Consider the following 24,557-nt stretch of genomic DNA (forward strand, 5'->3'; position numbering starts at 1 on the left):
TTTGCATTTCGGCGGCAGAAATGCGTGCAGGCTGTCGGCCAGGCGCAATGCGGCTCGAGCTGAAGCGTCGATGACCTCGAATCAGGATCTTCGCGGCCTCGAGCGATCGGTCGTCAGGCACCCAAGAAATCCTCGGCACGTTCTTCTACCGACTGCGCCATTCCATCTTCAGTCAGTGTCCGATCGATGTCGACGAATCCAGCGGCGATGCCTTGATGGATGATGATGACCGACGTTCGTCGACGATAGTCGACAAATGCCGATTTATACCAATAAACTCACCGCGCCATCCACCTGATTTTCGACGCACCAGGTCGACCTGATCGTGCGTGCCTCCGGCGAACGCGCCAGAAATCTCCATAAAAATCTATGCGCATAAAGTCCGTTTGCTCGATATGTGCTGCAGAGCGGCGAGCAGGCCCTTCGGGGTAATATCGGCATTCGTCCCGATTCGCGGCATCTGCCTGCATCTGCCGGCGATCGGTGTCTTCTGCATTCCTTCTCCCGCATCGTTCATGACTGACAGCCCTGCCCAAGGTAGTCGGACGACCGACTTCTTGCCGTATCTCGTCGCCGCAACGTTCTTCATGGAGTACCTCGACACGACCGTGATCGCGACTGCGTTGCCGCAAATGGCGCGCTCGTTCGGTGTCGGTCCGAATGCGCTGAGCCTCGGCATGACGGCCTATATGCTGGCGTTGGCGGTGTTCATCCCGATCAGCGGCTGGATCGCGGATCGCTATGGATCGCGCACGGTATTCGCGAGTGCGATCGTCGTGTTCACCGGGGCATCGGTGCTGTGCGGGCTGTCCGAGGGTGTCGTGACGTTCACGGCTGCGCGGCTGCTGCAGGGCGTCGGTGGGGCGATGATGGTGCCGGTCGGACGGATGATCGTCGTGCGGAGCACCGAGAAGGCCAAGCTGATGCGTGCGATCGCGACGATCACGTGGCCGGGCATCGTCGCGCCTGTCGTCGGGCCGCCGATCGGCGGCTTCATCACGACCTACGCGTCATGGCGCTGGATCTTCCTGCTGAACGTCCCGTTCGGTATTGCCGCGCTCGTCTGTACCTGGCTGATCGTCCGGAACACGCGGGCTGACGAGCAACGGCCGCTCGACTGGGTTGGATTCGTGCTGGCCGGTGGTGCGCTGACTTGCCTGCTGATCGGCACCGAAGCGGCCGGGCAACAGGATGTCGATTTCACGCGCGCGGGCGTCCTGGTGGGGGCGAGCGTGCTGTTCGGTGCGGCCGCGTGGCTGCATGCACGACGCTGCGTACATCCGCTGCTCGATTTCACGACGCTGAAGGTGCCGACGTTCTCGGTGACCGTGATCACCGGTTCGGTCACGCGAATGGCGATCAACGCCGTGCCCTACCTGCTGCCGCTGCTGTTCCAGATCGGCTTCGGGCTGTCGCCGTTCCAGTCGGGCCTGCTGCTGCTCGCGAGCGCGCTCGGCAATCTGGGGATGAAAGCTGGAACGTCGTGGATTCTCGACCGATATGGCTTCCGGCGCGTTGCACTCGTCGACGTGACGATCGTCGGCTTCTTCACGATCGCGTGCGGCTGGCTGACCGCGTCGACGCCGCTGGCGATCACGCTGCTCGTCGTATTCGTCTACGGACTGACGCGGTCGATGCAGTTCACGACGCTCGCGACCCTCGCCTATGCGGATATCCCGGCGCATCAGACGAGCGCGGCCAGCACGCTGTGGAGCGCCGCGCAGCAGATGACGATCGGGATGGGGATCGCGTTCGGTGCGTTGTCGCTGCGGCTCGCGTCGTTGGTGCGCGGCGATGCGGCCGGCATGCATTACGTGCTCGACGATTTCCGCTGGGCATTCGTCGCGGCAGGTGTGCTCGCGCTGCTGACGTTGCCGGGCTATGCACGGCTGGCCTCCGATGCAGGCGATCGGCTGCGGGCGACTATGGCGCGAGGGTAGGCCGAACGGCTAATCGAATCTGCACCACGACAGGTGAGCGAGGCTGTTTTCCGCTGCTCACCTGAAACGTCGATCCGGTGCGGGTGTGATGGCCCGACGGTCAGCGCAATCGCTCATTCGTCGCGGCTGCAGTAGCGTGAGCAGACCGCGCGGTGCGCCTGGCGCGACCCTGAAATCATCCGAGCCACGAATGCCGAGACGACACCAAGCTCATCCCGACTGTTGTCACTGCGCGTCATGAAAGATGATGCCGACCGTGTGGCGATGGCCGCTGCGAATTCGGCTCACGCCGTGGCGCAGGTTGACGCGATAGACGCCGCGCGTTCCCTGCACGGGTCTGCCGTGCACGGCGAAGATCACCGCGTCGCCCTGCATCAACGGCACCACTTCGGTACGTGATTGCATGCGTGGCCGCTGTTCCGTCAACACGAATTCCCCGCCCGTGAAATCGCGGCCCGGCGCCGACAGCAGGATCGCGACCTGCAGCGGAAACACGTGTTCGCCGTAGAGATCCTGATGGAGGCAGTTGTAGTCGTCGGGACCGTATTGCAGGATCAGCGGCGTCGGTCGCGTTTGTCCCGCCGCGTGGCAGCGATCGAGGAAGGTCGCGTGGTCGTTCGGATAACGGACGTCGATTCCGAGTGCCTGGTTCCAGCGATTCGCGATGGGTGCGAGATGCGGATAGATCGTCGCGCGCAGCTCGGCGATGGCCGCAGGCAGCGGGTACGCGAAGTATTTGTATTCGCCACGGCCGAATCCGTGCCGCGCCATCACGACGCGCGAACGATAGAGTGCATCCCGCGGATAGAGCGACGCAAGCGTATCGCATTCGTCCGGCGAAATCAGGCCCGATACATGCGCGCATCCATAACGATCGAGCTCGGCACCGACGGTCCGCCAGTCGATGGTGTCGACGCGTTGCGCGATGTCCGGCGATTCGATGGCAGGTTGCAGATCGGCGATGTTCACGGGCGTTCCTCGGTTCGTCAGCGATGTGGCGCCGCGCGGAATGCTCGGAAGCGTTGCGTGCACGGTTGCAGCCACAAAAAATGATGCCCCCAGTCTAGCGACGTTCGTGCGCAGATGCGCTCCAGATCTTGCGCTTCAATTCGGAAGGGGGAGGAGGGCATGCGGCGCGCACGATACATCGAAGGCTGCGACGTATCAGTGCGGAAAGGTGGAAAGGCGGGCAGGCGGAGAAGCGGAGAAGCGAATCTTCCACGACAGGCAGCCAGCGCACACCGGCCACCCGTCGCAACGCGAATCAAGCCATCGACCGGAACAACCAGTAGAGCGCGCCGGCAAGCACGATCGACGCCGGCAGCGTCAGCACCCACGCGAGCACGAGGCTGCGCACCGTACCCCATTGCAGCCCTGACCCGTTCGCCGCCATCGTGCCCGCGACACCCGACGACAGCACGTGGGTCGTCGACACCGGCAGCCCGTACACGTCGGCGGCGCCGATCGTCAGCATCGCGACGAGTTCGGCCGATGCGCCCTGTCCGTAGGTCAGATGCTGCTTGCCGATTTTCTCGCCGACGGTCACGACGATCCGCTTCCAGCCGACCATCGTGCCGAGGCCCAGCGCGATCGCGACGGCAACCTTCACCCACGTCGGAATGAATTTGGTCGCGTGGTCGAGCTGCTTGCGATAGTTGTCGATCGCAAGCTTGTCGTCGGCGGCGAACGCGGGCTGGCCCGACTTCTCGATCAGGCGGATTGCTTCGGACACCAGATACATCGTGTTGCGCACGTTGTCGACGTCGCGCTGCGGCACGGCGGCCATCGACCCCGACGCGCCGACTGCCGTCGCGAGCGATGTCGACAGCTGCTGCACGGCCGGCAGCACGGCAGGCGTCAGTTCACGGCGCTGCACGTAGTGTTCGACGTCGGCGCGCGGGTTCGTGGACGGCGCGACGCCGTTCGTGTACTTGCCGAACGTCGCGGCCGCCTGGTTCGCGACGGCCACGAAGGTCTGCGATTCGGCCGGCGTGACGGCCTTGTTCAACGCATACGCGGTCGGCACCGTGCCGATCAGGATCAGCATGATGAGGCCCATCCCTTTCTGCCCGTCGTTCGAGCCGTGCGCAAACGACACGCCCGTGCAGGTCAGGATCAGCAGGCAGCGAATCCAGAACGGCGGCGGCTGATCCTTCGGCGGTTCCTTGTACAGCTCGGGAATCCGCACAAGCGTCTTCAGCACGAGCAGCAGCAGTGCCGCGCACAGGAAGCCGACGATCGGCGAGAACAGCAGCGACTTGCCGACGCCGAGCGCCTGGCCCCAGTCGACGCCGCTCGTGCCGGACGGCCCGTGCATCAGCTGGTTCATCAGCCCGACGCCGATGATCGACCCGATCAGCGTATGCGAGCTCGACGACGGCAACCCGAAATACCAGGTCGCGAGGTTCCAGACGATCGCGGCGATCAGCAGCGCGAATACCATCGCGAAGCCCGAGCCGCTGCCGACCTGCAGGATCAGCTCGACCGGCAGCAGTTGCAGGATGCCGAACGCGACGGCGCCGCTCGAGACCATCACGCCGAGGAAGTTCCACATGCCGGACCAGATCACCGCGACGTTCGGCGTCAGCGAGTGCGTATAGATCACGGTGGCGACCGCGTTCGCGGTGTCGTGGAAGCCGTTGACGAATTCGAAGCCGAGCGCGATCAGCAGCGCGGCGCCGAGCAGCAGGTAAGGGAACAGCTTCCCTTCGCGGACCGGCGACAGATCGTCGATCAGGTGCGTGGCGATATAGATCGCGCCGAGCGCGAGCACCAGCAGGAAGACGGCATAGCCGACCTGCCTGGTGCGTTCGACGGAGCCCGAATTGTTCGGTGCGGACGAAGCAGGTTGATTCATGACGGCATCTCGTAAGGGAACCGCGTCCGATCCTATCTGCGGCCAGCAGTCAGTTTGATGACAGTCGGGACCACGAACGGTGTACCTTGCCGATGCGTAAGGAAATTGAAGGCATGCATGTGCAACGCGAGGTACCGGCCCGCATCGTCGTCCACATAGTGAGCGCAATACGGGCTACGCGTTGTCGTCCGTGCTCAACGTCCACCCGTGCGGTGATGCGACGAGCGTCGTGCAGGACAGCGGCGCGATGTCGAGGCGGGTCGCTGTCTTCGAATCCATCCGCAACGCATGCGCGACAGCCGCGCGAACGATCGTCGCATGCGTGACCGCGACGATGTCGCGGTCACGCTGCAGCGCGTTCAACCAGATGCCGACGCGGCGCATGGCGGCGTCGAACGATTCGCCGCCGTGCGGCGACGCTGACGGGTCGCCGATCCACGCATCCAGCTCGTCCGGCAAGTCGCGTGCGAGGTCGTGCAAGCGCCGGCCACGCCAGTTGCCGTAGTCGATGTCGCGCAGCGCGTCGTCAACTTCGGCATGTAGCCCGAGTGCTTCGGCGGTCTGCCGCGCGCAACAGGCAGGGCTGCACAGCACGAGCGAGCCATTAACGCCTGCCCACCGGTCGCGCAGTTCAGCGGCGTCGGCGAGCTCGCGAGCATCGAGCGGATCGTCGTCGGGAAACGTGCCGGTGCGCATCGCCCGGGTCGATGCGTGTGCGATCAGGTGCAGCGAGGCATGCAGGGTCATGGCGGTTTTCGGGGAATCCGGAGCGGGACGCAATCGCCACCGTGCGATCACTTCAATACGCGAACGTTCGCGCGTACAATTCGCCCGATACGAAACGCGGAAGCCGGTGCAATTCCGGCGCGGTCGCGCCACTGTAACCGGGGAATCGATGATCCCGGAAGCCAGACCTGCCTTCGTACCCATTCAACATTTGTCGGGGCGCGAATCCCCTGAGGTGCATCCATGAGTGAAGCAGTGCTGAAGCCGGCGGTCGTGCCGGCACCCATCCCCGTCCGCGAACTGTTGCCGTGGGCCGTGTTCGTCGGCCTGATCCTGTTGCTCGCGCTTTATTTCGTCGGCGCGGAACAGGGCGCGACGTCGCTCGTGCCGGGCATGTACGTCCACGAGTTCGTCCACGACGGCCGCCATCTGCTCGGCTTTCCCTGCCACTGACGCGGAGGCCGTGATGGTCGGAAAGCTGCTCATGCGCGGGATGCTCGCAGGCATCGCCGCAGGCCTCCTCACGTTCGGTTTCGCCAGAATCGTCGGCGAACCGCAAGTCGATCAGGCGATCTCCTTCGAAGAAAAAACCACGGCCGCCAATGGCGAGGCACCGGAGCCCGAACTGGTCAGCCGCCACACGCAGGCGGGCCTCGGGCTGCTGACGGGTGTCGTGACCTACGGCGCGGCATTCGGCGGGCTGTTCTCGCTGGTCTTCGCGTTTGCCTACGGGCGAGGCAGCCGCCTTCCCGCACGGCCGCTGGCCGCGTGGCTCGCGCTGGCGGCGTTCATCGCGCTCGTGATCGTGCCGAACCTCAAGTACCCGGCCAATCCGCCGTCGGTCGGCGATCCCGACACGATCGGCTACCGCACGGGCCTGTTCTTCCTGATGATCGCGATCTCGGTCGCGACGATGGTGTTCTCGGTCAGCGTGCGCCGCCATTTGCTGGCGAAGCTCGGCCAGTGGAACGCGTCGATCGTCGCAGGGCTCGTGTTCGTCGCGATCATCGCGGCCGTGCAGGTCGGGCTGCCGTCGGTCAGCGAGTTGCCGGCCGATTTCCCGGCGGCCGTGCTGTGGAAGTTCCGCGTCGCGGCGATCGGCATGCAGGTGATCATGTGGACGACGATCGGCCTGTTGTTCGGCGCCTGGGTCGAGCGCAGCGAGCGCATCGGCCTGCGCGCTGCCTGACGCGCAGCGCAGCAGAGCGGGGCGCGCCTAGCGCAGCATGCGCGGCGCACTCCCCGTCGATTCGCGCGCCAGCGCGACGAACGCGGCCAGATAGTCGATCGATGCGTCTGCTTCGCGGATGCCGAGGAAGATCTGCTTCGTGATCCCCTTCTTGCCGAGCTTGACCGGCACGACCGCCATCCGGTCTGCATACTCGTCGGCCAGCCATCTCGGCAGCGCGGCCACGCCGCGTTCGCTTGCCACCATCTGCAACATGATGTCGGTCGTCTCGATCGACTTGTGCCGCTTCGGCACGATGCCGGCCGGCGTCAGGAACTGGTTGTAGATGTCGAGCCGGTCGGTCTCGACCGGGTACGTGATCAGGATCTCGTCGGTCAGTTGCTCGGGGGTCACGTAGTCGGCGTTCGCGAACCGGTGCGAGTCGGCGACCACGAGGACCTGCTCGTAGTCGAACACGGGATCGAAGCGCAGCCCCGGCTTGTTCAGCGGATCGGGCGTGACGAGCACGTCGATGTCATAGCCGAACAGCGCGCCGATGCCGCCGAACTGGAAGCGCTGCTTCACGTCCACGTCGACGTCGGGCCAGCGCGACAGGTAGGGCGACACGACCTTCAGCAGCCACTGGTAGCACGGGTGGCACTCCATCCCGATGCGCAGCGTGCCGCGCTCGCCCTTCGCGTACTGCTTCATCCGCTCTTCGGCGAGTTCGAACTGCGGTAGCAGCCGGTTCGCCAGCTTCAGCAGATATTGCCCACCCTGCGTGAGCCGCAGGCCGCGGCCTTCGCGGTCCCAGATCGGCGTGCCGAGCTGCTGCTCGATTTTCCGGACGGTATGGCTGAGCGCCGATTGCGTGAGGTGCAGCGCATGGGCGGCCGCGGTCAGTGAGCCTTGGCGCTCGACTTCACGAATGACGACGAGATGGAATCGTTCCAGCATGGATTTCGCTCGCGCAACGAATGCATGAACAGTTTTAATGGATGAATGAAATAATGCCATTTTATTTCATGGTTTGAAATCCCTATGATGGCTGCCGGATCTTCAATTCTTCTCTGGACGGCAGCTCATGGTGACGACACACAACCTCGGTTTTCCGCGCATCGGCGCGAAGCGCGAACTCAAGTTCGGTCTCGAACGCTACTGGAAGGGCGAGTCGTCGCGTGACGATCTGAAGGCGCTCGGTGCCGAGCTGCGCCAGCGCCACTGGCACGACCAGCGCAACCTCGATCTCACGCCGATCGGCGATTTCGCGTTCTACGACCAGGTGCTCGACATGAGCTTCACGCTCGGCAACCTGCCGAAGCGCGTGCAGGACTTCCATGGCGACGCGCTCGACAACTATTTCCGCGTCGCGCGCGGCCGGTCGGCGCAGTCGGCGGAAGAACACGCGGCATGCTGCGGCGGTGTCGCGGCCGGTGAAATGACGAAGTGGTTCGACACGAACTACCACTACATCGTGCCGGAGTTCCACGCGGACACGAACTTCTCGCTCGACCCGTCGCGCCTGCTGCAGCAACTGGCCGAGGCAAACGCGCAGGGCGTGAACGCGAAGCCCGTGATCCTCGGCCCCGTCACGTACCTGTGGCTCGGCAAGGCGAAGGATGATTCCGATCGCCTCGCGCTGCTGCCGAAGCTGCTGCCCGTGTACGGCGCGCTGCTCGATACGCTGACCGCGCAGGGCGTCGAATGGGTGCAGATCGACGAACCGATCCTCGTCACCGAGCTCGACGCTGAATGGCGCCAGGCCTTCCGCACCGCATACGCGGCGCTGGAAACACGCCGCATCAAGCTGCTGCTCGCCACGTATTTCGGCCAGCTTCAGGACAACCTGACGCTCGCGGCGTCGCTGCCGGTCGACGGCCTGCATGTCGACGCGATCAACGCACGCGACGAAATCGACGCGCTGGTGCGCGAGCTGCCGGTCGAGCGCGTGCTGTCGGTGGGCGCGATCAACGGCCGCAACATCTGGAAGACGGACCTGAGCGCGACGCTCGACTGGCTCGAGCCGCTCGCGAAGCAACTGGGTGATCGCCTGTGGCTCGCGCCGTCATGCTCGCTGCTGCACGTGCCGGTCGATCTCGCGAGCGAGGAGAAGCTCGATGCGGAAATCCGCTCGTGGCTCGCGTTCGCGCTGCAGAAGCTCGATGAGCTGAAGGTGCTCGCAACCGCGCTGAACGAAGGCCGCGACAAGGTGGCCGATGCGCTCGCCGCGAACGCCGCCGCGATCGATTCGCGCCGCCGCTCGCCGCGCGTGAACAACCCGGCGGTGAAGGCCGCGATCGCGCGCATCGACGCGCAGCTCGGCAACCGCGTGAGCCCGTATCCGCAGCGTGCGTCGAGGCAGTCGGCGCGATTGAACCTGCCGGCTTTCCCGACGACGACGATCGGCTCGTTCCCGCAGACCGCCGAAATCCGCCAGGCGCGCAGCCAGTTCAAGGCCGGCGCGCTGGACGAAGCCGGCTACCGCAAGGCGATGCAGGCCGAGATCGAGCGCAGCGTCCGCGAACAGGAATCGCTGGAACTCGACGTGCTCGTGCATGGCGAAGCCGAGCGCAACGACATGGTCGAATACTTCGGCGAGCAGCTCGACGGCTACGCGTTCAGCCAGTTCGGCTGGGTGCAGTCGTACGGTTCGCGCTGCGTGAAGCCGCCGATCTTGTTCGGCGACATCAGCCGCCCGAAGGCGATGACGGTCGAATGGATCACGTACGCGCAGTCGCTGACGAACAAGCCGATGAAGGGCATGCTGACGGGCCCCGTGACGATCCTGAACTGGTCGTTCGTGCGCGACGACCAGCCGCGCTCGGTGTCGTGCTACCAGCTCGCGCTCGCGATCCGTGCGGAAGTGCTCGATCTCGAGAAGGCCGGCGTACGCGTGATCCAGATCGACGAGGCCGCGCTGCGCGAAGGGTTGCCGCTGCGCCGTGCGCAGTGGGGCGAGTACCTGAAGTGGGCGGTCGAGTCGTTCCGCATCACCGCGAACGGCGTGCAGGACGATACGCAGATCCACACGCACATGTGCTATTCGGAGTTCAACGACATCATCGCGTCGATCGCCGACATGGATGCGGACGTGATCACGATCGAGACGTCGCGCTCGGACATGGAGCTGCTCGACGCATTCGACGATTTCAAGTATCCGAACGAAATCGGGCCGGGCGTGTACGACATCCATTCGCCGAACATCCCGACTCAGGATCACATCGTCGGCCTGATGAAGAAGGCGGCCGAACGGATTCCGGCGGAACGCCTGTGGGTGAACCCGGATTGCGGCCTGAAGACGCGCCAGTGGGCGGAAGTGATTCCGGCGCTGACGAACATGGTTGCTGCCGCGAAGACATTGCGCAACCAGGTGCAGTAACGCAGCGAGCGCGGTGCGGCGCCGTCGCGACCGGTGACCGGACGGCAAAGAAAACGACCCGCGGAAGCGGGTCGTTTTGCGTCATGCGGGCACTCGCGTTACGCGGTGCGTGCGGCGCGCGGCAGCACGTCGTCCTGCTTGCGCGGCGCACCGGCATCGTCGATGCTGACGCGGCGCGAGATCAGCCACACGCACAGCGACGACAGCACGGCCGCGCTCGTGTACTGGATCGCGAGCGGCCACCATTGCGGCGCGGTGTTCTGCGCGATGATGGTCGCCACCAGCGGCGTGAGGCCGCCGGCAAGCGCGCCGCACACCTGGTACGCGATCGAGATCGCCGTATAGCGGATCCGCGCGACGAAGATGCCGCTCACGAAGCCCGCCACGACCGAGTAGTAACCCGATTCCGCGAGCGTCGCGAGGCCGACGCCGACCGTGATCGACACCGGCGTGCCCATGTGCACGAGCGGCAGCATCAGGAACGGGACGATCGCGGCCCATGCGCCGGTGATCAGCAGCACGCGCGTGGTGCCGAAGCGCTGCGCGAGGAACGCGGCCGCGAGCTGCACGACGAACTGCAGCACCGCGACGATCGTCATGCAATGCAGCACCATCGACCGGTCGAGCGAAAGGAACTGCGTCGCATAGCTGATCATGAAGATGTTGCTGAAATACACGCCGGCGATGCCGTACACGTTCGCGCCGATCGCGAGCAGCAGCAGCGGCCAGACCTTGAGCGCTTCGCGCAGCGGTTTTTGCGCGATGTTGCCGCTCTTTTTGACTTCCTCGAACTCGGGCGATTCGGACACGCTCGCACGGATCACGAAGCCGACGATCAGCAGTACGGAACTGGCGAGGAACGGCACGCGCCAGCCCCAGCTCATCATGTCGTCCTTCGACAGCGTGCTGATCGCGCCGAACGCGAGCATCGACAGGATCAGGCCGCTCGCGCTGCCGAGCTGCGCGAACGACGCGAAGAACGTGCGCTTGCCTTCGGGCGCATGTTCGCCGGCGAGCAGCACCGCGCCGCCCCATTCGCCGCCGACGGCGATGCCTTGCAGCACGCGCATCAGCACGAGCAGGATCGGTGCGATCACGCCGGCTTGCGCATGGGTCGGCAGCAGGCCGATCGCGACGGTCGATACGGCCATCAGCATCAGCGTCGCGAGCAGCGAACGCTTGCGGCCGAAGCGGTCGCCGAGATAGCCGAACATCACACCGCCGAGCGGCCGCGCGAAGAAGCCGACCGCGAACGAGCCGAACGACGCGAGCAGGCTGATGAAGCGGTTTTCGCCGGGAAAGAACAGCGGCCCGAACACGATGGCGGCGGCGGTCGCGTAGCTATAGAAGTCGTACCACTCGATCGTGGTGCCGACGAACGACGCGAGCGCCGCCCGCTTCGGTTGCTTGACGGAAGTCCCCATCTTGATGTGTGCTCCTCTGGAATCCTTTGATTTGGAATAGTGGCGGTGCCGCGATCAGTCGCGGTACGCGACGCCCGGCAGCACGCACAGCAGCTCGTACGCGAGATTCGCGCCGAGCAGCGCCGTGGTGCCGAACGGGTCGTACGGCGGCGCGACTTCGACGAGATCGCAGCCGACGATGTTCAGCCCCTTCGCGCCGCGGATGATCTCGAGCGCCTGCGGCACCGTGAGGCCCGCGATTTCCGGCGTGCCGGTGCCCGGCGCGTAGGCCGGGTCGATGCCGTCGATGTCGAAGGTGATGTAGACGGGCGTGTCGCCGATGCGTGCGCGTACTTCTTCCATCAGCGGCGCCAGCGACTTGTTCCAGCATTCCTCGGCCTGGACGACGCGGAAGCCCTGCTCGCGGCACCAGTCGAAATCCTCGGCCGCATAGCCGGTGCCGCGCAGGCCGATCTGCGTGACCTTGTCGCCGTGCAGCAGGCCTTCCTCGACCGCGCGGCGGAACGGCGTGCCGTGCGCGATCTTTTCGCCCATCATCGTGTCGTTCACGTCGGCGTGTGCATCGACGTGGATCAATGCAACCTTGCCGTGCTTGCGGTGGATCGCGCGCAGGATCGGCAGCGCGATCGTATGGTCGCCGCCGAGTGTGATCGGCTTGCAGTCGTGCTCGAGGATCGCGTCGTACGCGGCTTCGATGCGAGCGATCGAATCGTGCAGGTTGTACGGGTTGATCGCGACGTCGCCGATGTCGGCGATCTGCAGCGAATCGAACGGTGCGGCGCGCGTGGCCATGTTGTACGGGCGCAGCAGCACGGATTCCGTGCGGATCTGGCGCGGGCCGAAGCGTGCGCCGGTGCGGTTGGACGTGCCGAGATCGAACGGCACGCCGACGAAGCAGGCGTCGAGGCCTTCGGCGCTCGCCACGTGCGGCAGGCGCATCATCGTCGCGATGCCGCCGCAGCGCGGCATTTCATTGCCGCCGAGCGGCTGGAAATGGGTGTGGTCGTTCATGGGGATGCCTCTTCCGATGTGGGGTTGCCGTATCATGCGACGCGGCCTGGCGCACAGTTTTACGCGCTCCGCCGGGAAAGAAGAATGCGAAGATATCGACGTAAACATCGATTTTCATCGATGTATGGAAGGGGATGAACGTGCTGGGGAATCTGTCGACCCTCGATCTGCGGTTGATCCGCGTGTTTCTCGCAGTCACGGACGCGGGCGGCGTATCGGCCGCGCAGGCCGTGCTGAACGTCGGGCAGTCGACGATCAGCGCGCAACTGTCGTCGCTCGAGACGCGGCTCGGCTACCGGCTCTGCGAGCGCGGCCGCAGCGGTTTCCGGCTCACGCCGAAGGGCGAGCGGTTCCACGCGATGAGCCGCAAGCTGCTCGCGGCGCTCGACGAATTCGGGATGGCCGCGCGGCACATGGACCGCCAGCTGGTCGGCACGCTGAACATCGGCCTGATCGGCCATACGCCGGTGAGCCAGAATGCGCGGATCGCCGAGGCGATCGCCGCGTTCCGCACGCGCGACGAAGCCGTGCGCTTCTCGATTTCGGTGCGCGCGCCGGGCGACCTCGAGGAGAAGCTGCTGAGCGACGAGATCCAGATCGCGGTCGGCTACTTCTGGCACCGCGTGCCGTCGCTGCACTACACGCCGCTGTTCATCGAGCGCCAGGTCGCGTACTGCGGCCGCGGCCATCCGCTGTTCGACGGCGCGGGCATGCTGACGCCGGCCGATGTCGCGGGCTTCGAATGGGCATGGCGCTCGTATCCGCTGCCGGAGGCGCAGTTGTCGACGACGCCCGACCGCGTGACCGCGACCGCCGACAACATGGAGGCCGTCGCGCTGCTGATCCTGTCCGGCCACCACCTCGGCTACCTGCCGCAGCACTTCGCGGCGCCGTACGTCGCGCAGGGGCTGCTCGCGCCGCTCAATCCGGACGAACTGCGCTACGACGTGACGTTCCACATGGTCGTCGCGCGCAACGGGCGCGGGAATCCGCTCGTGGAAGCGTTTCTCGAGGATCTCGAACGCGCGCACCAGGCGCCCGACATCGCATGACGCCGGTGCCGCCAACACTGTGAACCAGTGTTACGCCGGCGCGCTTCGCCGCGCCACGCCGCGCCATGCCATGCATCACGGCACCGGCAAGCCTGCGTCGTGCTTCACCTCGCGCAGCGACAGCGCCGATTCGATCGACGTCACGCCCGGCAACATCCGCAGCGAGTCGCGCAGGAACGTGCCGTAGTCGTCGAGGTCGCGCGCAACCACCTGCAGCAGGTAGTCGGCCGTGCCCGCGACGTTGTGGCACGCGAGGATCCGCTCGATGCCGAGCACTTCGCGTTCGAACCGGTCGGCGACCTTGCGGTCGTGCGTCGCGAACCGCACGAGCACGAACGCGACGACGCCGAAGCCGAGCGCCTGTCGCGACAGCTGCGCACGGTAGCGCTCGATGTAGCCGTCGCTTTCGAGCCGCTTGAGGCGCCGTGCGCAAGGCGTCTCGGACAGGCCGACGGATTCGGCGAGGCGCGCGATCGGCAGGCGGCCGTCGCGCTGCACCGCAGCGAGGATCGCGCGGTCGGTTTTGTCGAGCTCGGTCATGTTGGCGGAATCCTTGTTTCGATTCGGTGATTGTGGCGGATTCCGCTACGGATCGCCAATCCGGAGCCAAAGATGGCCAATAATCTCTCCTCCTTCAGCGGCAACATATCGTCATTGAAGGACGGGGGCAGACCATGATTTCCACGCATTTGCTGTTGATTTATCTCGCGGCGCTGGCGGCCATTTATGCGGTGCCGGGGCCCGACATGGCGCTCGTGCTGCAGACCAGCATCGGCCGCGGCGTACGGCCGGGCATGGCGGCGGCGGCCGGGTTGTCGCTCGCGCGCACCGCGCACGTGACGCTGTCGGCGTGCGGCGTCGCGGCACTGATCCGCAGCGCGCCGTGGCTGTACGAGGTGATCCGCTACGGCGGCGCGCTGTATCTCGCCTATGTTGCAATCCAGGTGTTCCGCTCGCCGGTGTTCGCGCTCGGCGACAGCGACGCGGCGGCGACGGCCGGCGAGCTGCGGCAGTCGTTCGTGAAGGGGCTGCTGACGAACCTCCTGAACCCGAAGGCGCTGCTGTTCTGCTCGGTGCTGCTGCCGCAGTTCGTGCGGCCCGAGGCCGGACCGGTCGTCCTGCAGATGTTCGAACTCGGCGCGCTGCTGGTCGCGGCCGGCGTGTGCTTCGACCTCGCGTGCGTGTTCGGCGCGTCGCGCATCGCCGCGTGGATGCGTGCGCATCCGCTCGCGCAGACCGTGCAGCGCTGGACGTTTTCGGCGGCGCTGATCGGATTCGCGCTGCGCCTTTCAATGGACTGAACGCTGTTGCCGCGCCGGTCGACAGGCGGCGCGGCAACGATGCGCCGCGCGCCGCGGCCGCGCGCGATGCCGGCCTTCACGCGCGAGCCTTGCAGCAGAAGGGCGTGCGCGCAAATCGTCTGACTGTTCTAAACTTCCCTTAACTTCGCGCAATCGCGAACCGACTGACCGAACGGAACCGATTTCCGCCGGCTATGTCCGATTTCCCGGCTGTTCCGTGCAACGCGGTACCAAGGAGGGTCTGAACATGGCAAGGCATCTTCACGCCGACCGTGAACCCCGAATCGTCGCCGAGTCCAAGTGCCTCGGCCCGTGCGATCCGGCAGAACGCATCCACGTCACGATCATGTTGCGGCGGCAGGAAGAAGGGCAACTCGATACGTTGGTCCACCAGCTCGCCACCGGCGACGCACAGGCAAAACCGCTGTCGCGTGAAGCGTTCGCGCAGCGTTTCTCCGCCAATCCCGACGACATCCGCAAGACCGAGGACTTCGCGCGTCATCACCAGCTCGCGGTCGATCGCGTCGATCCGGTCGAGAGCGTCGTCGTGCTGTCGGGCACGATCGCGCAGTTCGAAGCCGCATTCAGCGTGAAGCTCGAGCGTTTCGAGCATCGGTCGATCGGCCAGTATCGCGGCCGCTCGGGCCCGATCGCGCTGCCCGACGATCTCGGCGACGCCGTCACGGCCGTGCTCGGCCTCGACAGCCGCCCGCAGGCGCGGCCGCACTTCCGGCTGCGTCCGCCGTTCCGGCCCGCGCGCGGCGGCGCGGCGGGCGTCACGTTCACGCCGGTCCAGCTGGCGTCGCTGTACGGTTTTCCGGCCGGCGATGGCGCCGGCCAGTGCATCGCGATCGTCGAACTCGGCGGCGGCTATCGCGCGGCCGACATCCAGCAGTATTTTCGCGGGCTCGGCATCACGACGCCGCCGGCGCTCGTCGACGTGAACGTCGGCACCGGCCGCAACACGCCGACCGGCGACCCGAACGGCCCGGACGGCGAAGTCGCGCTCGACATCGAGATTGCCGGCGCGATCGCGCCGGCCGCGAAGATCGCCGTCTACTTCGCGCCGAACAGCGACGCGGGCTTCATCCAGGCCGTCAACGCGGCCGTCAGCGACACGACCAACAAGCCGTCGGTGATCTCGATCAGTTGGGGCGGCCCGGAAGCGACCTGGCAGGCGCAGTCGGCGCAGGCGTTCAACCGCGTGCTGCAGGCGGCGGCCGCGCAGGGCGTCACCGTCTGCGCGGCGTCGGGCGACAGCGGCTCGGGCGACGGGCTGCAGGATAGCGCCGATCACGTCGACTTCCCCGCGTCGAGCCCGTACGTGCTCGGCTGCGGCGGTACGCAGCTCGACGCGCTGCCGGGGCAGGGCATCCGCAGCGAGGTCGTGTGGAACGACGAGGCAGCCGGCGGCGGCGCGGGCGGCGGCGGCGTCAGCACGCTGTTCGACGTGCCGGCATGGCAGCAGGGGCTCGCGGTCACGCTCGCCGACGGCAGCCGCACGCCGCTCGCGAAACGCGGCGTGCCCGACGTGGCCGGCGATGCATCGCCGCAGACGGGCTACGAGATATCGGTCGCCGGCACGGCCGCGGTGATGGGCGGCACGAGCGCGGTCGCGCCGCTGTGGGCCGCGCTGATCGCGCGGATCAATGCGGCGGCCGGCGCATCGGCCGGCTGGATCAATCCGGTGCTGTACAAGAATCCGGGCGCGCTGCGCGACATCACGAAGGGATCGAACGGCACCTATGCGGCCGCCTCCGGCTGGGACGCGTGCACGGGCCTCGGCAGCCCGAACGGCGCGCAGCTCGCCGCGATCCTCGCGCGCAAGCCGTCGAGCTGACGCGCGGGCACACGCCTTTCCGTTCGACGCGGGTGTCCTGCCCGCGTCTTTTTTCACCTCCAGGAGCAGCACGATGGGCATCGATTCCGCATCTTCCGGCGGCGTGTATCCGCTGCATCACGGCGACCACAATTCGCATGGCGTGCCGCCGACCGTCAACCCGGTCGCGCTGAGCCGCGGCCGCGACCAGCCGTTCTTCGATCCGGTCGCGTACGGCAACGGCCCCGACGATTCGGTGACCGACACGACCGAGGCGGCCGCGATTACGCATCACACGATCCTGATCGACGGCAAGCGCATCGCGTACACGGCGACGGCCGGCCACCTCGTGACGGTCGACCCGAGCAGTTCGCAACCGGCCGCGAAGCTTTTCTATGTCGCGTTCACGGCCGACGGCGCGAAGGAAGAGACGCGCCCGGTGACGTTCTTCTACAACGGCGGCCCCGGTTCGTCGTCGGTGTTCGTGCTGCTCGGCTCGTTCGCGCCGAAGCGCATCAAGACGTCGATGCCGGGTTTCACGCCGCCCGCGCCGTACCAGATGGAAGACAACCCGGACAGCATGATCGACCACAGCGATCTCGTGTTCATCAACCCGGTCGGCACCGGCTATTCGGCGGCCGTCGCGCCGAACAAGAACCGCAACTTCTGGGGCGTCGACCAGGATGCGGATTCGCTCAAGCAGTTCATCAAGCGCTACCTGACGAAGAACAACCGCTGGAATTCGCCGAAGTACCTGTTCGGCGAGTCGTACGGCACCGCGCGCAGCTGCGTGCTCGCGTACAAGCTGCACGAGGACGGTGTCGACCTGAACGGCGTCACGCTGCAGTCGTCGATCCTCGACTACCGGCAGGCCGGCAACCCGGTCGGCGCGCTGCCGACCGCCGCGGCCGACGCGTGGTACCACAAGAAGCTCGGCATCACGCCGGCGCCGACCGACCTCGGCGCGTTCGTCGAGGAAGTCGCGCAGTTCGCGCGCACCGACTACCTGAAGGCGCTGCGCACGCTTCCGCATGCGGATCCGGCAGCCGTGCAGAAACTGTCGCAATACACGGGCATCGACGCGGCGACGCTGCAATCGTGGAGTCTCGACGTCGCAGGCTACGACACGCGCGGCAATTCGCTGTTCCTGACGACGCTGCTGCATGCGCAGGGGCTCGCGCTCGGCTCGTACGACGGCCGCGTGACCGGGATCTCGTCGGGTATCGCCGGCAAGATCGACCCGAACTCGGGCGGCAACGATCCGACGATGACGGCCGTGACGGGCGTCTATACGGCGATGTGGAACAGCTACCTGAACGAGCAACTGAAGTTCACGTCGAATTCCGCGTTCACCGACCTGAACGACCAGGCGTTCCGGAACTGGGATTTCAGCCACATCGACCCGACCGGCGCGCAGCAGGGCATCGATGCACAGGGGAACGTGATTCTCTATACGGCCGGCGATCTCGCCGCGGTGATGGCGTTGAACGTCGACCTGAAGGTGCTGTCGGCGAACGGCTTGTACGATTTCGTCACGCCGTTCTACCAGACCGTGATCGACCTGCAGCAGATGCCGCTGGAGGACCTGAAGGTGCGGCAGAACCTGTCGGCGCGGTTCTATCCGTCGGGGCACATGGTGTATCTCGACGGCGGCTCGCGCACCGCGCTCAAGCGCGACCTCGCGACGATGTACGACGCGACGGTCAGCGATACGGGTGCGCGGATGCGGATTCGCGCGTTGCAGGCGAAGAAGGCGGGCGGGCACGCGTAGCGTCGCCCGTCGCTGGGGTGCCGCGCGCAGCCTTGACGGCTCGCGCGCGGTATTTCAGCCGCAGCGGCCGGCTTACGCGGCCGGCCAGTCGAACGGCGTGTACGGCAGCGCGCGCTTGTGGCGCGAACCGTCGAAGAAGCGCAGCACCGTTTCGTACACGCGATCTTCAACCGGCTTGCCTTCGAGGAAATCGTCGATCTCGTCGTAGGTCACGCCGTACGCGTGCTCGTCGGGCCGCAGCGGGCGCAGTTCCTCGAGGTCGGCCGTCGGCACCTTCATCACGATCAGTTCCTCGCCGCCGAGCGCACGTGCGACCGCACGTACGCGACGCTTGCTCAGGCCCGCGAGCGGCAGGATGTCCGCGCCGCCGTCGCCGAACTTCGTGAAGAAACCCATCAGCGATTCGGCCGCATGGTCGGTACCGATCACGATGCCGCGCCGCGCGCCGGCCACCGCGTACTGCGCGATCATGCGCTCGCGCGCCTTGATGTTGCCGTGCACGAAATCCTGCTGCGCCGGCGTTTCGAATGCGTGGCCGGAGGCGACCAGCGAGCGCAGCATCGCGTCGGCGGCCGGCTTCACGTCGACCGTCAATACCTCGTCCGCGCGCACGAACGCGAGCGCGCGTTGCGCATCCGCTTCGTCGTTCTGCACGCCGTTCGGCAAGCGCATCGCGATGAAGCGCGCATCGTAGCCGCCGGCGCGCAGGTGCTCGACCGACAGTTGCGCGAGCCGGCCGGCCGTCGACGAATCGACGCCGCCGCTGATGCCGAGCACGTAGGTCCGCAGGCCGGTCGAACGCAGGTACTGCGCGAGGAACTCGACGCGGCGGGCGATTTCGGCCTCGGCGTCGAAGTGCGGGGCGACGTTCAGTTCGGCAATGATCGCGCGTTGGCGGCTGGCGTAATCGGCGGATGTCATGAAGGAAGTTCCGGAACGAAATGCAAGGCGCTCATCATAAGCGCAATCGCGGCGCGCCGCCGCGCCGGGCGTGCGTTGCGGCGGTTTCGCGTTGCATCGGCGAGACGCGCTGCCTCGCGGTGGTGCACGGTGCGTCGGCTGGGTGCAGGACGCCGCGCGACGGGCATCCATGCTCGCCCTTTCGACGGGGATGCCGGCCGGATGGCCGAGATCAGCGCCGTGCGAGCACGACACCCACCAGCGCGAGCGCGAAGCCGGCGAGCTGGATCGCCGCGAGCGTTTCGCCGAACAGCCAGTAGCCCTGCAGCGCGGCCAGCGGCGGCGCGAGGAACAGCAGCGATGTCGCGCGCGCTGCATTGCCGCGGCGCAGCATCCACATCAGCATCGTGACCGCGCCGCCGGACAGGAACACGACGCCCCACACCAGCGATACCCACAGCGCCGGCGCGCCGATCCAGCGTGTTTCATGAAGCAGCGCGGCGAAGACGGCCGCGACGAGCGCCGCGCCGAAGTTCTGCACGGCAACCGCCGTGCGCAGGTCGCTCTGCGCGAGCTTGCCTTTCTGGTACAGCGAGCCGGCCGTGATCGACCCGACCGCCAGGACCGACACGGCGACGACGAGCCATGCAGGCGCCGCGTCCGGCGGCGGCGCGACGCCGCCCGTGACCTTCGGCGCCAGCACGAGCGCGACGCCGGCGAGCCCGAGCGCCATCCCGAGCCAGCCGCGCCTGGGCAGGCGCTCGTTGAACAGCGGGACGGCGAGCACGGCGGTGGCGAGCGGCTGCAGCGCGCCGAGCAGCGCCATGACACCGGCGTTCAACCCTTGCGCGACGGCCCAGTAGCTCGCGCCGAGATAGACGCCCTGCAGCAGCGCGCCCGCGATCAGGTGGCGCGGCCATTCGCGGCGGGCCGGCCACGGTGCGCGCGCGACGAGCGCCACGGCGCCGAACAGCACGGCGGTGCCCGCGAAACGCGCGAGCAGGAACAGGTTGGGATCGGCGTAGGGCTTGATTGCCCGCGCAACGATGAAGCCGGTGGACCACAGCGCGACGAACGCGGCGGCGACGATCGAGGTAAGCATGCGTGACGGGCCGCGACGCGGCCGGACAGAACCAGGAAGTCCGCCAGTATCGGGGGAAGCGGTGCCGGCGTCTTGTCGAATCCTGCACTCGTGCCGCGTGATGCGTGGCGGTGCCCGGTGCTCATGGCGCGCCGGGTTGGCGGCGCGGATAGGGATGGGTGCCGCGCCGCACGATGCGGCGCGGGCTGCCGTGAAGGCGCGGCGATCTGCCGAATCGGCGGAATCAGTCGATCGAGAACGTGTCGAGCGGCTGGTTCGCGCGCGCGTCGGTCGCGAAACGCGCAGCGAGCTGTTCGTAGAGCCGGCGCGCCTCGTCGAGCGTCAGGTCGATCCAGTACGGATCGCCGGCCGCGTCGTTGAGGCGTTCGGGCGGAAACTGGATTTCGATCACACTGCCTTTGCGATACATGGCGCGAGCCCCTTTGCTTGATCCGTCGTTCGGCGAAACGCAAAGTGTAGCAACCGGCATCGCGCCGATTCGCGCGCGTCAGGCAATACAGAATTTCGCTTTCGGGAAACGCGGCCGGCCCCGGCCGACCCCGTTTCGCGCCGCCGTCAAATGCCGGTCAAACGGCCGTAATACAATGGCCGGCTTACCCATAACTGTCGCCTCGGGCGCACACGCGATGCTGGCGGAACAACGTCATCAATACATCCTGTCGGAGCTCGGACGGTCGGGCGCGCTGTCGGTCGCGGAACTCGTCCGTTCGCTCGACGTGTCGCGCGAGACGATCAGGCGCGACCTGAACGCGCTGGCCGCGCGCGGCCTGCTCGTGATGACGCACGGCGGCGCGCTGGCCGCGGATCGCCGCGAGCCGAGCCTGTCCGAGCGCGAAGCCGCGAACGCCGAAGCGAAGCGCACGATCGGGCGGCGCGCGGCCGAATTCGTGCCCGACGATGCATCGGTGCTGATCGATTCGGGCAGCACGCCGCATGCGGTCGCGCTGGCGCTTGCCGACCGGCACCGGCTGTCGATCTACACGAACGACTGGCGTACCGCGTTCGTGCTCGCGCGGCGCAACGGCAACCGCGTGACGCTGCTCGGCGGCGAGCTGTCCGACGACGAGGACGCCACCTTCGGGCTCGACACGATCCACCAGCTCGCGCAATACCACGTCGATTTCGCGTTCGTCGGCGCCGGCGGCATTACGCCCGACGGCGAATGCACCGACTACTCGCGGCTCGCGGCCGAAGTGCGCAGCCGGATGATTGCGGCGGCCGGCACGGCGATCATCGTCGCCGACCATTCGAAATTCGGCCGAGTGACGCCGGTGCGGATCAACGGCACGGCTGCCGCCCGCTATCTCGTGACCGAGCGCGCGCCCGACAAGGCCGTGCGCCGCGCGCTGACCGCGCGCGGGATCGAGCTGCTCGTGTGCGACTGACGCGCGTCCGACATACAAGGTTCATCGAACCGTCATCCCGCGGGAAGAACCGCCGTCAACACTGACCCATTCACCTCGACCGGCCGCCTGGCCAGGGAGCAACGAATGACCGTCAGCGTGCGCAGCTATCTTTCCCCCACCTTGGTCCTGCTGGCCTTCGACTGGCCCGATGCGGCGTCGCGGCCCGATTTCCTCGGCTTCGCGATCCGGCGCACGCCGGGCTTCTGGTCGGCCGACGGCAAGACGCGTGCGCCGGACAGCTGGCTGCCGAACCGCCTGACGTTCGACGGCCCGGCCGCCGACACGCAGGGCGACGCACCGACCGACCAGGCGCCGATCCAGAAATTCATGTGGTGGGATGCGCGCATCGATCCTCAGGACCGCGGTGCGTCGTTCCGCTACGACGTCTACCCGGTCGTCGGCACGCCGGCGAACCTGCAGGTGCTCGACGCGCAGGCCGGCGTGTGCGACGTCGTGCTGCCCGCACACATCGAGGACGGCATCGGTACGTGGTTCAACCGCGCGGTGGTCAGCTCGCAGGCGTTCGCGAAGCAGGTCGCGGCGCTGGGTCTCGCGCCGAACCAGGCGCCGGGCGCGGCGCAGGCGCTGAAGCTGCGCACCTGGCTCGCGAACGACATGGAGCAGGTGTTCGCGGAGATGCTCGACCCCGCGTCGCGCGCGGCGTCGGCCGTCTATCACCTGACCGACACGCTGTGGGCGCTGCCCGCGTTCGAGGCGTTCGGGCGCAAGCACGGCGAAGCGTCGCTCGCGATCGTCTACGACGCGCACACCACGGCGCGCAAGGGCAAGCCGCCGCTGCCGTCGCCGAACCAGCCGGCCGTCGACGCGCTGCAGGGCCTCGCGACGCTCGCGCCGCGCGACAAGACGCACATCATGCACGACAAGTTCATCGTGACCGACGCACCGTCGAATCCGGCGCCCGCGCGCGTGCTGACCGGGTCCGCGAACTTCACGACCGAGGGGCTGACCGAGCAGGCCAACGTGCTGCACGCATTCGACTCGTCCGTGCTGGCCGCGCTGTACAACGACCGCGCGCATGCGCTGGCCGGGAATCCGTCGATTGCGGAGACGGCGAAGCTGACGTCGGGCTGGTCGGCGCCGATGACGATCGGCAGTGCGCAGGTGCGCGTCGCGTTTTCGCCGGAGCCGGCGGGGCAGCGCACGGAGATCGACACGATCGTCGCCGCGATCGCGGCCGCGAAGCATTCGGTGTCGTTCTGCCTGTTCATGCCGACCGATGCGGCGCTGCGCGACGCCTGTTTCGCGGCCGGCGACCGCGGGCTGATGATGTTCGGGCTGGTGAACAGGATCAACGTCGGCAGTGCGACGAAGGCCGATACCGCGCAGCAGGCGGGCCAGGCGCTCGATGCGGCGACGCTCGCGAACCTCGAGCTGTACCACCGCAGCCGCGACAACCACGACGTGATCGATGCCGCGTATTTCTCGCCGGCCACCGTGCCGCAGGGCTTCGCGCCGGAGCTGCGGCTCTTTCCGGGCGAGCCGGCGCCGGCCTTTCCGCCCGTCGTGATCCATCACAAGTTCATCGTGATCGATGCGGAGGGCGCGCATCCGGTCGTCTATACGGGCTCGGCGAACATGAGCCGCAATTCGGAGCAATACAACGACGAGAACCTGCTCGAGATCCGCGACCAGCGGATCGCGGCGATCTATCTCGCGGAATTCCTGCGGCTCTACGAGCACTATCGCGCGCGGGCGCTGGCGATCAACGCGAAGCAGCACGGCACGGATGCCGGGACGGGCGCGCATGCGCGGCTCGCGCTCGCGCCCGATTCGAGCTGGGCGAAGAAGTATTACGTGGCGGGAAGCCCGGAAGAGAAGGCGCGGATCGCGCTGGCGTCGACCGCGCCGACGGACTGACGCGCTGAAGCGCGAGGGGCGCGGAGGGTGCGTGCCCAGGCCGGCGGTTATCGCTGCTTATGCGGCGACGTAGCGCAGCACGGCGTCGGCGATCGTGTCGCGATGCCGCGCGCGCAGGCGCGGCGCCGACGGATCGCGGCCGAACGCGGCGCCGAACGTGTAGCGGTTCGACACGCGATGGAAGCAGAACGAGCTGATCAGCAGGTGCAGGTCGAAGGCGTCGATGTCCTTGCGGAACACGCCGCTGGCCGCACCACGCTCGACCAGTTCCTCGAGCGTCTTGATGATGCTGACGTTGCGGTTCTTGAACGACTTCAGCTGTTCGACATACTTCGCGCCGTGGATGTTCTCGATCGACACGAGGCGGACGAAGTCGCGATGCTTGTCGTGATAGTCGAACGTGAATTCGACGAGGCGGCGCATGCCTTCGCGCGGCTCCATGTCGCCGACGTGCAGTTCCTGCTCGAGCGCGCGGATGTCGCCGTACACCTTCTCCAGCACGGCCTCGTACAGGCCTTCCTTGCTTTCGAAGTAGTAGTAGAGCATGCGCTTCGTCGTGTTCGTGCGCTCGGCGATCGCGTCGACGCGTGCACCGGCGAGGCCCATCGCAGAGAATTCCTGCGTGGCGACATCGAGGATGTTGCGCTTGGTTTGCTCGGGATCGTATTTACGCCGCGCTTCGGACGCAAGCGCGCGGGTATCGGACGTGGCGGCCTTGCTTCCTGCTTTCATGTGACTTTGTTGTGGCTTCGCGGCGGCTTGGAAAAGGCATTCTAGCATGCGGGAAATCGCCGCCCGGCCGACCTTCCGCTCTAATCGGCAA

General features: G+C 66.8%; 21 protein-coding genes and 1 riboswitch. Of the genes, 10 read left to right on the forward strand and 11 right to left on the reverse strand.

From position 1 onward, the window contains the following. Nucleotides 1-515: 515 nt before the first annotated feature. A complete protein-coding gene (locus tag U5798_RS31510; protein WP_322084267.1) occupies nt 516-1,940 on the forward strand; it encodes a DHA2 family efflux MFS transporter permease subunit in 1,425 nt (474 codons plus the stop codon). Nucleotides 1,941-2,165: 225 nt separating this feature from the next. Here the strand turns inward: U5798_RS31510 and U5798_RS31515 are convergent, their stop codons facing one another. The 3 genes from U5798_RS31515 to U5798_RS31525 form a co-directional block, all read right to left on the reverse strand. Continuing rightward, a complete protein-coding gene (locus U5798_RS31515) occupies nt 2,166-2,909 on the reverse strand; it encodes a 2OG-Fe(II) oxygenase (protein ID WP_322084268.1) in 744 nt (247 codons plus the stop codon). A 295-nt stretch (nt 2,910-3,204) separates the two neighbouring features. Beyond that, a complete protein-coding gene (locus tag U5798_RS31520; RefSeq protein ID WP_124456280.1) occupies nt 3,205-4,797 on the reverse strand; it encodes an inorganic phosphate transporter in 1,593 nt (530 codons plus the stop codon). Nucleotides 4,798-4,971: 174 nt separating this feature from the next. Beyond that, a complete protein-coding gene (locus tag U5798_RS31525; protein ID WP_322084269.1) occupies nt 4,972-5,544 on the reverse strand; it encodes a histidine phosphatase family protein in 573 nt (190 codons plus the stop codon). A 46-nt stretch (nt 5,545-5,590) separates the two neighbouring features. After that, a riboswitch (cobalamin riboswitch) is annotated at nt 5,591-5,734 on the forward strand. A gap of 32 nt (nt 5,735-5,766) precedes the next feature. Here U5798_RS31525 and U5798_RS31530 point away from each other — a divergent pair. Both U5798_RS31530 and U5798_RS31535 read left to right on the forward strand, forming a co-directional pair. Next, nucleotides 5,767-5,976: a CbtB domain-containing protein gene (locus tag U5798_RS31530; protein WP_006488502.1), complete on the forward strand. Its 210-nt coding sequence runs from the start codon at nt 5,767-5,769 to the stop codon at nt 5,974-5,976. 13 nt (nt 5,977-5,989) lie between these two features. Next, the gene (locus U5798_RS31535; protein WP_124456278.1) at nt 5,990-6,712 is read left to right on the forward strand and encodes a CbtA family protein; all 723 of its coding nucleotides are present in this window, start codon (nt 5,990-5,992) and stop codon (nt 6,710-6,712) included. Nucleotides 6,713-6,739: 27 nt separating this feature from the next. On the opposite strand, the gene U5798_RS31540 is transcribed toward U5798_RS31535, so the two are convergent. Beyond that, nucleotides 6,740-7,648, reverse strand: a complete 909-nt coding sequence (locus U5798_RS31540; RefSeq protein WP_124456277.1) for a LysR family transcriptional regulator — start codon at nt 7,646-7,648, stop codon at nt 6,740-6,742. A 127-nt stretch (nt 7,649-7,775) separates the two neighbouring features. Between U5798_RS31540 and metE the strand changes: the two genes are divergently transcribed. Further along, a complete protein-coding gene (gene metE, locus U5798_RS31545; RefSeq protein ID WP_322084270.1) occupies nt 7,776-10,070 on the forward strand; it encodes a 5-methyltetrahydropteroyltriglutamate--homocysteine S-methyltransferase in 2,295 nt (764 codons plus the stop codon). Nucleotides 10,071-10,168: 98 nt separating this feature from the next. Here metE and U5798_RS31550 read toward each other — a convergent pair whose 3' ends face one another. Next, on the reverse strand, nt 10,169-11,494 hold the full coding sequence (locus U5798_RS31550) for an MFS transporter (RefSeq protein WP_322084271.1): 1,326 nt from the start codon (nt 11,492-11,494) through the stop codon (nt 10,169-10,171). Nucleotides 11,495-11,548: 54 nt separating this feature from the next. After that, nucleotides 11,549-12,505 carry an agmatinase gene (gene speB / locus U5798_RS31555; protein WP_039339741.1) on the reverse strand — a complete coding sequence of 319 codons (957 nt, stop codon included), beginning with the start codon at nt 12,503-12,505 and terminating at the stop codon, nt 11,549-11,551. 140 nt (nt 12,506-12,645) lie between these two features. Here speB and U5798_RS31560 point away from each other — a divergent pair, with 140 nt between their 5' ends. After that, nucleotides 12,646-13,557, forward strand: a complete 912-nt coding sequence (locus tag U5798_RS31560; protein WP_124456285.1) for a LysR family transcriptional regulator — start codon at nt 12,646-12,648, stop codon at nt 13,555-13,557. 75 nt (nt 13,558-13,632) lie between these two features. Here the strand turns inward: U5798_RS31560 and U5798_RS31565 are convergent, their stop codons facing one another. Next, nucleotides 13,633-14,097, reverse strand: coding sequence for an Lrp/AsnC family transcriptional regulator (locus tag U5798_RS31565; protein WP_059238912.1), 465 nt, complete (start codon nt 14,095-14,097; stop codon nt 13,633-13,635). Between the two features lie 134 nt (nt 14,098-14,231). Between U5798_RS31565 and U5798_RS31570 the strand changes: the two genes are divergently transcribed. The 3 genes from U5798_RS31570 (at nt 14,232) to U5798_RS31580 (ending at nt 18,448) form a co-directional block, all read left to right on the forward strand. Further along, the gene (locus U5798_RS31570) at nt 14,232-14,858 is read left to right on the forward strand and encodes a LysE family translocator (RefSeq protein WP_124456274.1); all 627 of its coding nucleotides are present in this window, start codon (nt 14,232-14,234) and stop codon (nt 14,856-14,858) included. A gap of 247 nt (nt 14,859-15,105) precedes the next feature. Further along, complete coding sequence (locus U5798_RS31575; RefSeq protein ID WP_322084272.1) at nt 15,106-16,698, forward strand: S53 family peptidase; 1,593 nt, start codon at nt 15,106-15,108, stop codon at nt 16,696-16,698. A gap of 73 nt (nt 16,699-16,771) precedes the next feature. Next, nucleotides 16,772-18,448, forward strand: a complete 1,677-nt coding sequence (locus U5798_RS31580) for a S10 family peptidase (RefSeq protein WP_124456272.1) — start codon at nt 16,772-16,774, stop codon at nt 18,446-18,448. Between the two features lie 72 nt (nt 18,449-18,520). Here the strand turns inward: U5798_RS31580 and nadE are convergent, their stop codons facing one another. The 3 genes from nadE to U5798_RS31595 form a co-directional block, all read right to left on the reverse strand. Then, nucleotides 18,521-19,369 (reverse strand): ammonia-dependent NAD(+) synthetase, encoded by an 849-nt coding sequence (gene nadE, locus U5798_RS31585; protein ID WP_322084273.1) that lies wholly within the window; start codon nt 19,367-19,369, stop codon nt 18,521-18,523. Between the two features lie 211 nt (nt 19,370-19,580). Further along, nucleotides 19,581-20,450, reverse strand: a complete 870-nt coding sequence (locus tag U5798_RS31590; protein WP_124456270.1) for a DMT family transporter — start codon at nt 20,448-20,450, stop codon at nt 19,581-19,583. A gap of 223 nt (nt 20,451-20,673) precedes the next feature. Then, nucleotides 20,674-20,859, reverse strand: a complete 186-nt coding sequence (locus tag U5798_RS31595; protein ID WP_006480515.1) for a hypothetical protein — start codon at nt 20,857-20,859, stop codon at nt 20,674-20,676. A 217-nt stretch (nt 20,860-21,076) separates the two neighbouring features. Here U5798_RS31595 and U5798_RS31600 point away from each other — a divergent pair, with 217 nt between their 5' ends. Beyond that, complete coding sequence (locus U5798_RS31600; protein WP_124456269.1) at nt 21,077-21,835, forward strand: DeoR/GlpR family DNA-binding transcription regulator; 759 nt, start codon at nt 21,077-21,079, stop codon at nt 21,833-21,835. Between the two features lie 105 nt (nt 21,836-21,940). Next, a complete protein-coding gene (locus U5798_RS31605; protein ID WP_322084274.1) occupies nt 21,941-23,734 on the forward strand; it encodes a phospholipase D-like domain-containing protein in 1,794 nt (597 codons plus the stop codon). Nucleotides 23,735-23,791: 57 nt separating this feature from the next. Here U5798_RS31605 and U5798_RS31610 read toward each other — a convergent pair whose 3' ends face one another. Continuing rightward, nucleotides 23,792-24,466, reverse strand: a complete 675-nt coding sequence (locus U5798_RS31610; RefSeq protein WP_124456267.1) for a TetR family transcriptional regulator — start codon at nt 24,464-24,466, stop codon at nt 23,792-23,794. Nucleotides 24,467-24,557 lie beyond the last annotated feature (91 nt).

Origin of the sequence: Burkholderia sp. BCC1972 (assembly GCF_905339605.1) — a bacterium.
In the GTDB taxonomy this organism is placed as follows: Bacteria; Pseudomonadota; Gammaproteobacteria; order Burkholderiales; family Burkholderiaceae; genus Burkholderia.